The 13,139-nt window shown below is 48.6% G+C and carries 13 protein-coding genes; 11 read left to right on the plus strand and 2 right to left on the minus strand.

From position 1 onward, the window contains the following. Positions 1–35: 35 nt before the first annotated feature. Positions 36–536, minus strand: a complete 501-nt coding sequence (ompX, locus tag EDF88_RS06550; protein ID WP_064517357.1) for an outer membrane protein OmpX — start codon at positions 534–536, stop codon at positions 36–38. A gap of 369 nt (positions 537–905) precedes the next feature. Between ompX and rhtA the strand changes: the two genes are divergently transcribed. The 6 genes from rhtA (at position 906) to ybiO (ending at position 7,703) form a co-directional block, all read left to right on the plus strand. After that, positions 906–1,793, plus strand: coding sequence for a threonine/homoserine exporter RhtA (gene rhtA / locus EDF88_RS06555; protein ID WP_064517354.1), 888 nt, complete (start codon positions 906–908; stop codon positions 1,791–1,793). 306 nt (positions 1,794–2,099) lie between these two features. Continuing rightward, entirely contained in the window at positions 2,100–2,603 is a 504-nt protein-coding gene (dps, locus tag EDF88_RS06560) for a DNA starvation/stationary phase protection protein Dps (protein ID WP_064517352.1), read from the plus strand. A 364-nt stretch (positions 2,604–2,967) separates the two neighbouring features. Next, positions 2,968–3,714, plus strand: coding sequence for a glutamine ABC transporter substrate-binding protein GlnH (gene glnH, locus EDF88_RS06565; protein ID WP_064517672.1), 747 nt, complete (start codon positions 2,968–2,970; stop codon positions 3,712–3,714). Positions 3,715–3,925: 211 nt separating this feature from the next. Further along, complete coding sequence (glnP, locus tag EDF88_RS06570; RefSeq protein WP_034456474.1) at positions 3,926–4,585, plus strand: glutamine ABC transporter permease GlnP; 660 nt, start codon at positions 3,926–3,928, stop codon at positions 4,583–4,585. Continuing rightward, entirely contained in the window at positions 4,582–5,304 is a 723-nt protein-coding gene (gene glnQ, locus EDF88_RS06575; RefSeq protein WP_064517349.1) for a glutamine ABC transporter ATP-binding protein GlnQ, read from the plus strand. Before glnP ends, glnQ begins: the two co-directional genes overlap by 4 nt. Before the next feature lie 143 nt (positions 5,305–5,447). Further along, a complete protein-coding gene (ybiO, locus tag EDF88_RS06580; RefSeq protein WP_134183606.1) occupies positions 5,448–7,703 on the plus strand; it encodes a mechanosensitive channel protein in 2,256 nt (751 codons plus the stop codon). On the opposite strand, the gene rlmF is transcribed toward ybiO, so the two are convergent. Continuing rightward, a complete protein-coding gene (gene rlmF / locus EDF88_RS06585; RefSeq protein ID WP_134183608.1) occupies positions 7,704–8,645 on the minus strand; it encodes a 23S rRNA (adenine(1618)-N(6))-methyltransferase RlmF in 942 nt (313 codons plus the stop codon). It abuts the gene before it with no gap. Positions 8,646–8,746: 101 nt separating this feature from the next. Here rlmF and EDF88_RS06590 point away from each other — a divergent pair, with 101 nt between their 5' ends. From EDF88_RS06590 to EDF88_RS06610, 5 genes are all read left to right on the plus strand, one after another. Next, positions 8,747–9,370 carry a flavin reductase family protein gene (locus tag EDF88_RS06590; protein ID WP_134183610.1) on the plus strand — a complete coding sequence of 208 codons (624 nt, stop codon included), beginning with the start codon at positions 8,747–8,749 and terminating at the stop codon, positions 9,368–9,370. Positions 9,371–9,548: 178 nt separating this feature from the next. Beyond that, positions 9,549–9,809 (plus strand): DUF1471 family periplasmic protein McbA, encoded by a 261-nt coding sequence (mcbA, locus tag EDF88_RS06595; RefSeq protein ID WP_034456479.1) that lies wholly within the window; start codon positions 9,549–9,551, stop codon positions 9,807–9,809. 370 nt (positions 9,810–10,179) lie between these two features. Then, positions 10,180–11,166 (plus strand): TRAP transporter substrate-binding protein, encoded by a 987-nt coding sequence (locus tag EDF88_RS06600; protein ID WP_064517336.1) that lies wholly within the window; start codon positions 10,180–10,182, stop codon positions 11,164–11,166. Positions 11,167–11,247: 81 nt separating this feature from the next. Further along, positions 11,248–11,745: a TRAP transporter small permease gene (locus EDF88_RS06605; protein WP_134183612.1), complete on the plus strand. Its 498-nt coding sequence runs from the start codon at positions 11,248–11,250 to the stop codon at positions 11,743–11,745. Next, on the plus strand, positions 11,745–13,046 hold the full coding sequence (locus EDF88_RS06610) for a TRAP transporter large permease subunit (RefSeq protein ID WP_064517329.1): 1,302 nt from the start codon (positions 11,745–11,747) through the stop codon (positions 13,044–13,046). The genes EDF88_RS06605 and EDF88_RS06610 overlap by 1 nt, the downstream gene beginning before the upstream one ends. The last annotated feature ends 93 nt before the right edge of the window (positions 13,047–13,139 follow it).

A 13,139-nucleotide genomic window follows, 5' to 3' on the forward strand; every position in this document is an offset into this window, starting at 1 on the left:
TGGGCGGATTTTTATTTTCACTAGTTAAAGTGAAATTAGAAGCGGTAACCCACGCCTGCGATCCAGGTGCCAACATCAACATTACGGATGCGGCTCTGCTCGTAGGAAACGTCCAGAGCAACGTTTTCAATTGGGTTGAACTGCATACCTGCGCCGTAGGAGAAACCGTAGTCGCTGGTGTTTGTATCAGTTGCGCCAGTAGTCTGGAATTTACCGTAACCAACACCGACTACACCGTAGATGCTTGCCCAATCGTTGATGCGGTAAGCTGGACCAGCAGTGATGCCGTAGTATTGTGATTTGTTATAAACGTCAGCTTCGCTACGGTTTTTCTCGGTGTAAGTGAAAGAACCGATGTAACCCAGCGGGGTGTCGTTTTCATAACGGTATTTCAGGTTGAAACCGCCAGCTTTGTTAGCTTTGCCCTGCATATCGCTTTGTGCGTAGCCACCAGTTACGGTGCTAGCTGCAGATGCGGTACCAACGGAAACGGCCAGAACACAAGCCAGTGCTGAAAGACATGCAATTTTTTTCATAATCCACCTCAAATGTGCTTCAAGTAACTTCTAAGTTTTTAATATATCAAAATTGTGTAAGAAACTCTGCGACATTTACGTTGTCTAACGATTCCTTTCCTGTAACAGAACATTTCCATTACATCGTAGTCCCTTCAATTTGCAGCGCTTTTAACCAAAAACGCGCTAATTATTGGCATGAATCGCAACATCGTCATCCAGATAATTCTTAAACTCACCTGAACAAAACTTACGCAATCAGGCTGTTATGGTACTGCATCAGACAATTATTTTTTTCAATGAATTCTCAACCAGCCATAACTTATTCATTTACACTGGGGTTACTTTTATTTTCTTGACCGAATTAGACACTGACTGACAGGAAGCAGGATGCCGCTATCGCCACGTAAAACCCCAGTTTGGTTACCCATCGTCGTTCTTTTAATTGCTATGACCTCAATTCAAAGTGGCGCTTCACTTGCGAAATCTTTGTTCCCATTGGTTGGTGCGCCAGGTGTTACAGCACTGCGTCTTGCGTTGGGTACGCTAATTTTGGTGGTGATTTTCAAACCATGGCGTTTGCGTTTTAAAGCAGAGCAACGTTTCCCCTTGCTGATGTATGGCCTGGCTCTTGGTGGAATGAACTACCTCTTCTATTTATCTATTCAGACTGTTCCCTTGGGTATTGCCGTCGCCCTGGAGTTCACCGGCCCGCTTGCCGTAGCGTTGTTTGCTTCGCGCCGTGCCGTTGATTTTGTCTGGGTAATTCTTGCGGTGTTGGGTTTGTGGTTCCTGCTGCCGCTCGGGCAGTCGATTTCGAGCGTTGATTTAGCGGGGGCCGCTTTTGCTTTGGGTGCAGGTGCTTGCTGGGCGATTTACATTCTATTTGGCCAAAAAGCGGGGGCCGATCACGGCCCGGCAACAGTGGCTTTCGGGTCGTTAATCGCGGCTGTTATTTTTGTCCCAATTGGCGCCTGGCAGGCGGGTGAAGCGCTTTGGCACTGGTCACTAATACCGCTCGGTCTGGGTGTCGCGATTTTATCGACGGCTCTGCCCTACTCTCTGGAAATGATCGCTCTTACACGCTTACCCACACGCACTTTTGGTACGTTGATGAGCATGGAGCCTGGACTTGCGGCGCTGTCTGGCATGCTCTTCCTTGGTGAACATCTGACGCTTGTACAATGGCTTGCACTACTGTCAATTATCGCAGCGTCCATCGGTTCAACACTGACCATCAAACGTGAAGCTCAGATTACCAGCGTTGACGTAAATTAATTACCCATATTATATACCGTGGTTATTGTGACCACGGTAAATATTCTCTCGCAATCAAGTATTAATATTTAGACTTATTCTTAGATACAAACAAAAATTATTCCCATTTAATAATCACGCTTTGTTTATTTAAGTAACGCCTTGCAACAATAAGTTTAAAATCCACTACTAACAATCAGTTACTAAAATCCATCCTGAAAATGCTATTTGTCTGATAGGTATAACCTGCTCCATTAAAATCAAAATCCGGTGCTATACTTATTTCCGGTAATTCAATTAGACATAACATCAAGAGGAAGAAAGATTATGACTACCGCTAAACTGGTAAAAACCAAATCTACTAACCTACTGCATACCCGTAATGATGTTGCAGACAGCGAAAAGAAAGCTACCGTTGAGCTGCTTAATCGCCAGGTCATTCAGTTCATTGATTTGTCGTTAATTACCAAGCAAGCGCACTGGAACATGCGTGGTGCTAACTTTATTGCCGTTCATGAAATGCTCGACGGCTTCCGTACAGCACTCACAGACCACCTTGATACCATGGCAGAACGCGCTGTTCAGCTCGGTGGTGTCGCACTGGGTACCACACAGGTCATTAATAGCAAAACCCCGCTGAAGAGCTATCCGCTGGATATTCACAGCGTGCAAGATCACCTGAAAGAGTTGGCTGACCGTTACGCGATTGTGGCAAACGATGTGCGTAAGGCAATTAGTGAAGCGAAAGACGAAGATACTGCCGATATTCTGACTGCCGCATCGCGCGATTTGGATAAGTTCCTGTGGTTTATCGAGTCAAATATCGAATAATTGCTAGCAGTTTGTTACTCCATCCTCCTTTTTCAAGGAGGATGGTTGCACTATTTTAGCGCATGAAATTGTTTATCCCTGCCGCATAAGTTACTAAATTGTAATAATCACTTCACACAATCGTTAACGGGCGATTGTTTTGCCGCCTTAATATGCGGTAAAACTACACTTCGCCCTCTCGCAATACTTCACGCACCATAATTGGGCACCATTACGGTGCGCTGCAACCCGCTTGCAACCCTTATTGTGCAATGTTACATATTCACATCCTTGCAAAAACAGTAGGTTGAAAACCTGGCATGATTTTTCCATGTTGCGGCTTACTGATGCAGGGGATTGCCCCATGGATAAACAAGGAAATGCTATGAAGTCGATTTTGAAAGTTTCACTGGCTGCACTCACCCTGGCTTTTGCGGTTTCTTCCCACGCTGCTGAGAAGCAACTGGTCGTTGCGACCGACACCGCATTCGTTCCTTTCGAATTTAAACAAGGCGACAAATACGTCGGTTTTGATATCGATTTATGGGATGCAGTAGCAAAAGAATTAAAACTTGATTACACCCTCAAGCCAATGGATTTCAGCGGCATCATTCCTGCGCTGCAAACTAAAAATATTGACCTGGCGCTGGCGGGTATCACCATCACTGAAGAACGTAAAAAAGCGATCGAATTCTCTGACGGCTACTACAAAAGCGGCCTGTTAGTGATGGTTAAAGCTGACAACAACACTGTTAAAAGCGTCAAAGATCTCGACGGTAAAGTGGTTGCAGTGAAGGGCGGCACCGGTTCTGTTGATTACGCGAAAGCCAACATCAAAACTAAAGACCTGCGTCAGTTCCCGAACATCGACAACGCATATATGGAACTGGGCACCAACCGTGCTGATGCAGTTCTGCATGACACGCCAAACATCCTGTACTTCATCAAAACTGCAGGCCAGGGCAAATTCAAAGCTGTTGGTGAGTCTCTGGAAGCACAGCAATATGGTATCGCCTTCCCTAAAGGCAGCGACGACCTGCGTGTGAAAGTTAACGGTGCATTGAAAACGCTGAAAGAGAACGGCAAGTACAACGAAATCTACAAAAAATGGTTCGGCACTGAGCCAAAATAATAATTCTAAAGTTTTATGAGTAACTCAGGGGCGACCATTTTCGCCCCTGCTATTTTTGAACCACGGTATAACAACCCAAATAATTCGAGTTGCATCGCGGCGGCAAAAGAGCGAGTCCCGATGAGCTTACATAAGTAAGTGATTCGGGTGAGTGATTGCAGCCAACAAAGTGGCAGCTTGAAGTATGAAGGGTTAACAATAGGAAAGAATCATGGAGTTCGACTGGAGTGCCATTTGGCCTGCAATCCCGCTTTTGATTGAAGGCGCCAAAATGACTTTGCTGATTTCGGTCATCGGGTTGTTTGGCGGTCTGATAATTGGTCTGGTCGCTGGTTTCGCCCGTACTTACGGCGGCTGGATTGCCAACCACATCGCATTAGTTTTCATTGAAGTGATTCGCGGCACGCCAATTGTGGTGCAGGTGATGTTTATCTACTTCGCCCTGCCAATGGCCATCCCCGACTTGCGCATCGACCCGTTCAGCGCAGCGGTTGTCACCATTATGATCAACTCCGGTGCCTACATTGCGGAAATTACCCGTGGCGCGGTGCTGTCGATTCATAAAGGTTTTCAGGAAGCAGGCCTGGCTCTCGGCCTATCTAAGCGCGAAACCATTCGCCACGTGATTATGCCGCTGGCGCTGCGCCGTATGCTGCCGCCATTGGGTAACCAGTGGATTATCAGCATTAAAGATACCTCGCTGTTCATCGTTATTGGTGTAGCTGAGCTGACCCGTCAGGGGCAAGAAATCATTGCCGGGAACTTCCGTGCACTGGAGATCTGGAGCGCCGTTGCGGTCTTCTATCTGATTATTACTTTGGTGCTGAGCTTCGTGCTGCGTCGCCTTGAAAGAAGGATGAAAATCCTATGATTGAATTTAAAAACGTCTCTAAGCACTTTGGCAAAACCCAGGTGCTACATAACATCGATCTCGATATCAAACAGGGCGAAGTGGTTGTCATTATCGGGCCGTCAGGCTCAGGTAAATCTACGCTGCTGCGTTGCATCAACAAACTTGAAGACATCACTAGCGGTGACCTGTTTGTTGATGGCCTTAAGGTCAACGATCCGAAAGTTGATGAGCGCCTGATTCGTCAGGAAGCAGGAATGGTGTTCCAACAGTTCTACCTGTTCCCACACCTGACTGCGCTTGAAAACGTCGCCTTTGGCCCGATTCGTGTGCGTGGCTTAAGTAAAGATGCCGCCGATAAACTGGCGAAAGAGTTGCTGGCAAAAGTGGGTCTCGCAGAGCGTGCACATCACTATCCATCAGAGCTTTCCGGTGGACAGCAACAGCGTGTAGCGATTGCTCGTGCGCTGGCAGTTAAGCCAAAAATGATGCTGTTTGATGAGCCAACCTCAGCCCTTGACCCTGAACTTCGTCACGAAGTGCTGAAGGTTATGCAGGATCTGGCTGAAGAAGGTATGACGATGGTTATCGTGACTCACGAAGTGGGCTTTGCCGCCAAAGTTGCTTCACGCCTGATCTTCATTGATAAAGGCCGCATCGCTGAGGATGGCAATCCGCAAGAGCTGATTGATAACCCGCCAAGCCAGCGTTTGCAGGAATTCTTGCAGCACGTTTCCTGAGTTTTCTCCCTCACCCTAACCCTCTCCCCCAGGAGAGGGCCGGGGTGAGGGGCGACCCTCCAGATAATTCCTGTTTTCCCGACCACAAATCCCCGCGCTCTATACTTATTCCTTTGTCTGACTTTTCAGTTCGGAGGAACGCCGTGCCGCTACTCTTGCTACTGCTGTGCATGTTTAGCTTTCAAACGCAGGCCGTCACTCTACCGGCTGCGGCAGTTGCTGCGTCTGCTCAACAGAACGCGACCACCCCGCCCGCTGAACCCAATCTCGAAGAAAAAAAGAGAGCCTATTCAGCCCTGGCCGATGTGCTGGATAACTCGCAGTCGCGTGATGAACTGATTGGGCAATTGCGCAAAGTGGCCGCCACGCCACCGCCAGAACCCGTGCCCGCTATCGTTCCACCAGAACAACTGAGTGAAGACAAAACCGTTCTCGAAAATGTGACCGATGTAAGCCGCTATTATGGCGGTGAGCTTGCCCAACGCTTCGCTCAGCTGCATCGCAATATCGCAGGCGCCCCGCACAAAGCATTTAACCCGCAAACTTTTTATAACGCCCTGACCCACTTTACGATGCTGGTTGTCTCGGTCTTTGCCTTTTACCTGCTGATTCGCGCCTGCATGACGCCAGTCTGGGCGCGTATGGGGAAATGGGGCCGCAAAAAGAATCGCGACCGCTCAAGCTGGTTCCATCTGCCGCTCATGATCATCGGCGCGTTTATTATTGATTTGTTATTACTGGCGCTGACTCTTTTCGTAGGGCAAATATTTAGCGACATGATGAACGCGGGCAATCGCACCATCGCCCGTCAGCAAGGGCTGTTTCTGAATGCTTTTGCGCTGATCGAGTTCTTTAAAGCGACGCTGCGTTTGATTTTCTGCCCACGCTTCCCCGACCTGCGCCCATTCCCGGTGACCGACCAAAGCGCAAAATACTGGAATATTCGCCTCGCGGGCTTAAGCAGCCTGATTGGTTACGGCATTCTGGTCGCGGTGCCGATTATCTCCAACCAGGTGAATGTGCAGGCAGGTGCAATCGCCAATGTGGGGATCATGCTGTGCATCACGCTCTGGGCGCTGTATCTGATTTTCCATAATAAACGCCAGATCCAACAAAACCTGATCCAGTTGGCCGACCGCTCAATGGCGTTTTTTAGTCTGTTTATTCGAGCCTTCGCGCTGGTGTGGCACTGGCTGGCAAGTGCCTACTTTGTAGCGTTGTTTTTCTTTTCGTTATTCGATCCGGGAAACAGCCTGAAATGGATGATGGCGGCGTCACTTCATAGCCTCGCCATTATCAGCATCGCCGCCTTTGTCTCTGGCATGCTTTCGCGCTGGCTGGCGAAAACCATCACGCTGTCACCACAAGTGCAGCGCAACTACCCTGAGCTGCAAAAACGCCTCAACGGCTGGATATCTGCCTCGCTGAAACTGGCGCGAGTGCTGACGGTTTGCGTGGCGGTAATGTTGCTGCTCAACGCCTGGGGGCTGTTTGATTTCTGGGCGTGGATTGCCAACGATACCGGTGAGAAAACTATCGATATTATGATTCGTATCGTGCTCATCTTACTGTTTTCAGCCGTTGGCTGGACATTGCTGGCAAGCCTGATTGAAAACCGTCTGGCGTCGGATATTCATGGCCGCCCGATGCCCAGCGCGCGTACCCGCACGCTGTTAACCCTGTTCCGCAACGCTCTGGCGGTGGTTATCAGCACCATCACTATCATGATTTTGCTTTCAGAGATTGGAGTGAATATTGCCCCATTACTAGCCGGGGCTGGCGCATTGGGTTTAGCCATCAGTTTCGGTGCGCAAACCCTGGTGAAAGATATTATTACCGGCGTCTTCATACAGTTTGAAAATGGGATGAATACCGGTGACTTAGTCACCATCGGGCCGATTACCGGTTCCGTTGAACGTATGTCAATTCGCTCCGTAGGCGTGCGCCAGGATACCGGTGCTTATCACATCATTCCGTGGTCCTCGATAACCACCTTCGCCAACTTTGTGCGAGGTATCGGTTCGTTTGTCGCGAACTATGATGTCGACAGGCAAGAAGATGTCGATAAAGCCAATCGTATTTTGAAAGAAGCCGTTGATGAGCTGATGAAGCAGGATGAGATTCGTATGCTGGTGATTGGAGAGCCGTCATTTGCGGGTATTGTCGGGCTGACCAACCAGGCCTTTACGGTGCGCGTATCGTTTACCACCCAACCACTGAAACAGTGGACGGTAAGATTTGCGTTAGATGGGATGGTGAAAAAGCACTTCGATGCGGCGGGGGTTCGCCCGCCCGTGCAAACCGTGCAGGTGAAACAGCCTGGCGGCGATGCTGCTCAGGCGCTTCAGGAGTCACAGGCAGCGGCGGGGATGCTGCCGCCTGCCAACCCTACAATTTGACTACTTGTAACGCGTAGCAGCCCAACGAGCGCGTTGTGCGTCATTCATAAAGGTCCAGGCGACGAAGCGGCTTTGCTTCTGACCCTGGGCCATCTCTTTCTTCACGACTTTCTCAACACCTGCTTCCTGCAACGCACGATAAATCAACGGCAGGTTTTCGCCGCGAGAAACCAGCGAGGTGAACCATTGAACCTGGCGAGCAAATGCTTTGCTTTCTTCAACCATCTGATTGACGAATGCCACTTCGCCGCCTTCACACCACAGCTCTTGCTCGCGGCCACCAAAGTTCAGCGCGCCATCTTTAGCCTGGCCAAGGTTGACGCGTTTACGTTCGCTGCCACTGCGTGCCGCCTGCGCGGAATCGTGGAACGGCGGGTTACACAATGTGGCATCAAACATTTCATTTTTATGAATCACACCTGGCAAAATGGCGCCTGGGGTTTTCTGGCGACGCAAACGAATCAGGCGTGTAAGCCCTGGGTTGGCATCAATAATTGCCGTTGAATTGGTCAGCGCTTCAGGATCCACATCTGTTCCGGTGAAACGCCAGCCGTATTCGTGTTGACCAATCAGCGGATAAATACAGTTTGCGCCAACACCCACGTCCAGCACTGAAGCCTGAGAAGGCACCACACCGCCATTACTGTCAGCCAGCAAATCAGCCAGATGGTGAATGTAATCAGCACGGCCTGGAACGGGAGGGCAAAGAAAACCTTCAGGAATATCCCACTGTTTCACACCATAGAAATGCGCCAGCAGCGCCTGATTAAGCGCTTTCACCGCCAGAGGATCGGCAAAATCAACCGTGGTTTCACCGTGAGGGCCTGGGCGTAAAAACGCGCCGAGTGCCGGGCTGCTTTGTGTCAGCGCGGGGAAATCATAACGGTCACGGTGACGGTTGCGTGGGTGCAAACCTGGTTTAATGGTGGCAGGGGTTTTCATTGCGGCTTCTCCTTGTGTGGGCGCGTAAGATACTCTGTGAACCCTGCGGGGTAAATACACCGCGTGATTTTCGCCTGAGATAAATCAACATAAGGTGCACTATGTCTAAACGCTATTACTACGAACCTGCCGATGGGCACGGTTTGCCACATGACCCGCTTAACGCCATTATCGGCCCACGCCCTATCGGCTGGATTGCTTCATACAACCAGCAGGGCGTGCGCAATCTTGCACCGTACAGTTTCTTTAACTGTTTTAATTATCGTCCACCGATTATCGGTTTTGCCAGCAGCGGCTGGAAAGACAGCGTGCGCAATATCGTTGAGACAAAAGAGTTCGTCTGGAACCTCGCCACGCGTGAACTGGCAGAGCAGATGAATGAAACTTCTGCCTCAGTACCCCACGGTGAAGATGAGTTTCTCCGCGCAGGGCTAACCGCCGTTGCAGGGCGTAAAGTCAAAGCAAGCCTCGTTGCCGAAAGCCCGGTCAACTTTGAATGCCGTTTGTCGCAGTGCATTCAGCTTACAACTGCCGACGGTACGGCAATTGATACCTGGCTGGTACTTGGTGAAGTGGTCGCGGTTCATATTGATGAATCACTGCTTAAAGATGGCATTTACCAGACCGCGCTGGCAAAACCCGTGCTACGAGCGGGCGGACCATCAGCTTATTACACGATTGATGAGACTCACCGCTTCGATATGATTCGCCCTGACGCACGATAAAATCAGCAAAATCATGAACCTGTATCTCACTGATCTGTAAGTATTTCGTCAAGTTTTGTTGTTCAAAAAACAAGCACAAGTCCATCAGTTTTTTGCGGCTATTGTTTACCACATTGCACCTACACTTTTAGTGCCGATGGTTTTTAAATCGGCTCCCAAAAGCGATGAGGATGTGATTATGAAAAAATTTCTGTATTTTTCTGCGGTTGTCACCCTTGCGGCATTACCGTTTGCAACCATGGCAGCCCAGGAATTGTCTGCGGGAAACACTGGTCAGCTTCGCCCCGCAGGAACAGTCACTGTTACCGGTGCAAGCAACCTTGACGATCTACAAACCAAGCTTGGAGAGAAAGCGAAAGAAGAAGGGGCAAAAGGCTTTGTTGTTAACTCAGCTAGCGGTCAAAATAAGATGTTTGGTAGCGCAACTATTTATAAATAGCCCCAAACGATTATCTCCGGGATATGTTCAATAACGGTTTCCTTTACAGGAAGCCGTTATTATTTTAGTGCAATTACTATTCGCCTTTCCCCAGCCATTAATAAATACACAACTATTTCCGAGCATTCCATTCGAGCATTCCTTGCTTTTGGACGATAATCACACACCCTCACAAATACCATTTCATTGTAATTATTAGCATGCTTAATAAATTAATGCGTCAGAACACAAAAACAGGATTATTCGCATATAAAAATCAAAAGTGTGAAGTCAGTCCTTCATAGATATCGGACAAATACAATAAGCTGTCATACAGCAATGCATGTAACGACTACATTCATCATTTCAATTTTGCAGGGAGCTATTTGTTATGAAATTGTCATCATTATCTCGCCATCTACTGGGTGCTTCATTATTAACACTGTGCGCTAGTGGCGCTATTGCCGCTGAAAAAGTGACCTTAAAACTCGCTCACAACCTGGACCGCAGCCATGTCGTCCATCAAGCTTTTGAAGAAATGGCAAAAGAGGTCCAACAGCTTTCAAACGGCAATATGCGCGTTCGGATATATCCAAGTAGCCAAATGGGCAGCGCCCGAGAAACTCTGGAACTGTTACAGAACGGCGCTTTGGATATGACCAAAGGTTCAGCAAGCGATCTGGAATCATTCGATAATACTTACGCGATTTATAATTTACCGTACCTCTTTAAAGACCAGGCACATTTTAATCGAGTGGTCTTCGGTGAAGTCGGAAAAGAAATTATGGAATCGACCAAGGAGAAAGGTTTCTTTGCTATTTCCGCATATGTTGCCGGCACGCGTAGTTTCTATGCAAAAAAACCTATTACCAAACCAGAAGATTTAAAAGGGCTGAAAATTCGTGTTCAGGCGAGTCCAACCACACTGAAAATGGTTGAGTTAATGGGCGGCTCCCCGACACCAATTTCATTTGGCGAAGTGTACACCGCTATGCAACAAGGCGTTGTCGATGGCGCAGAAAATAACGTGCCATCATGGGTTCAGACCCGTCATATTGAAATTGCCAAAGTGTTTTCTGAAGACGAACATACCTCCATTCCGGACTTCCTGGTGATCTCCACCAAAACCTGGAACAAACTCACGCCAGACCAGCAGCAAATTCTGATGAAAGCCGCCAAAGATTCAGAAGCCTATCAGCAAAAACTTTGGGAAAAAGTGGACAGCGATTCACGTGCTCAGGCCAAAGCCATGGGTGCCACCATCATCAGTGTCGATAAAGCCCCGTTCCGTGCCGTTGTGAAGCCGCTGTATGACGACTTTGCGAAAGATCCGAAACAGGCTGCGCTGCTCGAGAAATTTGAAGCCGCCGCACAATAACCCTTAAGTTTTTAGTTTGAACATGTCGGGCGTGCAGTAAGCGCCCGGCATAACCAAAAGCTCGTTTTCAGGTAAACCAAAATGATACTTAAGCCCATAAAGCTTGCGGTAGACCGGACTATTGCCACTATTTCAGTATTGGTGATGATAGCCCTGGTGGTATGCGTAGTCTGGCAAGTTTTTAGCCGTTATGTCCTCAGCCAACCCAGCACACTGACCGATGAACTCGCCCGTTTTCTGATGATTTGGGTCGGGTTATTAGGCGCGTCCTATACCGTGGGGGCGCAGCGCCATTTGTCCATCGATTTCCTCAACATGATGCTTCCTGATGGGAAAAAGCCACTGTTGAATATTCTTATCAATACCCTGATTTTGCTTTTTTCAGGTCTGGTAATTGTTAATGGCGGACTGAAACTGATTGATAAGACATTGGCGACCGCGCAACTTTCCGCCGCCATGCAAATTCCGATGGGATATGTCTACATCGTGCTGCCTTTGAGCGGAGCCATCATGATGTTTTATTCATTGTACTTTATCTGTAGCGACGTCCAGACATTAGCTGGCAAAGGGGTCAAATAATGGAAAGTTACATTGCCCTCACCCTCTTTGGTGCATTCTTCGTACTGGTATTTATTGGCCTACCAATCTCCTTCGCCATCGGTATTGCGACTGTTGCCTCGATGCTTCTGATGTTCCCGTGGGATGTTGCCATCATTACCGTGTCGCAACGCCTGGCAAACGGTCTGGATAGCTTCGCGCTGCTTGCAATTCCGTTCTTTATCTTTGCCGGAACACTGATGAACAGCGGGGGAATTGCGATACGCTTAATTAATCTGGCCCAGATTATGGTTGGCCGTGTGCCTGGATCATTAGGCCACGTGAATGTGTTAGCTAATATGATGTTCGGTTCCATTTCTGGCTCAGCGGTGGCAGCAGCCGCAGCTGTTGGCGGCACACTTTCGCCGATTCAGAAAAGAGAGGGTTACGATCCGGCATTTTCAACGGCGGTTAACGTTTCATCTTGTATTACCGGTCTGCTGATTCCGCCTTCTAACGTGCTGATTGTTTTCTCGTTGACTGCCGGCGGTGTTTCAGTAGCATCACTGTTTATGGCAGGTTACCTGCCTGGCATCCTGATGGGTTTGTCTATCATGGTGGTATGCTGGATTATTGCTAAAAAACGCGGTTATCCGGTATCAGAACGCCCAACTTGCAAGCAAGCGGCGATAGCCTTCCTCGATGCTTTGCCAAGTTTATTGCTGGTCATTATTGTGATGGGCGGCATTCTCGGAGGTATTTTCACCGCTACAGAAGCATCGGCAATCGCGGTGGTTTATACCTTTGTGCTTTCGGTTCTTATCTACCGTGAAGTGAAATGGCGCGATTTACCGAAACTCATTCTTGATTCTGTCGTCACGACATCAATTGTGCTGTTACTGATTGGCTTCTCCGTCGGCATGTCCTGGGCGATGACCAACGCCGATATCCCGTACATGATTAGCGACACGCTAATGGGCATTTCAGATAATCCACTGATTATTCTGCTGCTTATCAACATTGTCCTGCTGATTGTCGGCATCTTTATGGACATGACCCCTGCGGTATTGATTTTCACACCAATCTTCCTGCCGATTGCCCAAGAGTTGGGTATGGACCCGGTTCATTTCGGTATCATGATGGTGGCAAACCTTTGTGTCGGGCTGTTGACGCCGCCAGTGGGTAGTGCGCTGTTTGTCGGTTGCTCCATCACTGGGGTTAAAATCCAGAACCTCATTAAACCGCTGTTACCCTTCTACGCTGCCCTATTCGTCTCACTGATGATGATTACCTATATCCCGGAAATTTCCTTGTTTATTCCTAAACTTCTGGGATTGATGTAATCGTACCTTCTGAAAGCGACTTACGGGTCGCTTTTACTCGTTAACCCAACATAAGCAATCACCTGATACTTTTATTAATCATCTGTGAATTAA

Origin of the sequence: Buttiauxella sp. BIGb0552, assembly GCF_004366275.1 — a bacterium.
Taxonomy (GTDB): domain Bacteria; phylum Pseudomonadota; class Gammaproteobacteria; order Enterobacterales; family Enterobacteriaceae; genus Buttiauxella; species Buttiauxella gaviniae.

Excerpts from the sequence above, each read along its gene's own strand:
- rhtA (WP_064517354.1), top strand. The coding sequence starts at position 906 with ATGCCGCTATCGCCACGTAAAACCCCAGTTTGGTTACCCATCGTCGTT.
- dps (WP_064517352.1), top strand. The coding sequence starts at position 2,100 with ATGACTACCGCTAAACTGGTAAAAACCAAATCTACTAACCTACTGCAT.
- glnH (WP_064517672.1), top strand. The coding sequence starts at position 2,968 with ATGAAGTCGATTTTGAAAGTTTCACTGGCTGCACTCACCCTGGCTTTT.
- glnP (WP_034456474.1), top strand. The coding sequence starts at position 3,926 with ATGGAGTTCGACTGGAGTGCCATTTGGCCTGCAATCCCGCTTTTGATT.
- EDF88_RS06590 (WP_134183610.1), top strand. The coding sequence starts at position 8,747 with ATGTCTAAACGCTATTACTACGAACCTGCCGATGGGCACGGTTTGCCA.
- EDF88_RS06600 (WP_064517336.1), top strand. The coding sequence starts at position 10,180 with ATGAAATTGTCATCATTATCTCGCCATCTACTGGGTGCTTCATTATTA.
- EDF88_RS06610 (WP_064517329.1), top strand. The coding sequence starts at position 11,745 with ATGGAAAGTTACATTGCCCTCACCCTCTTTGGTGCATTCTTCGTACTG.
- mcbA (WP_034456479.1), top strand. The coding sequence starts at position 9,549 with ATGAAAAAATTTCTGTATTTTTCTGCGGTTGTCACCCTTGCGGCATTA.
- ompX (WP_064517357.1), bottom strand. The coding sequence starts at position 536 with ATGAAAAAAATTGCATGTCTTTCAGCACTGGCTTGTGTTCTGGCCGTT.
- glnQ (WP_064517349.1), top strand. The coding sequence starts at position 4,582 with ATGATTGAATTTAAAAACGTCTCTAAGCACTTTGGCAAAACCCAGGTG.
- EDF88_RS06605 (WP_134183612.1), top strand. The coding sequence starts at position 11,248 with ATGATACTTAAGCCCATAAAGCTTGCGGTAGACCGGACTATTGCCACT.
- rlmF (WP_134183608.1), bottom strand. The coding sequence starts at position 8,645 with ATGAAAACCCCTGCCACCATTAAACCAGGTTTGCACCCACGCAACCGT.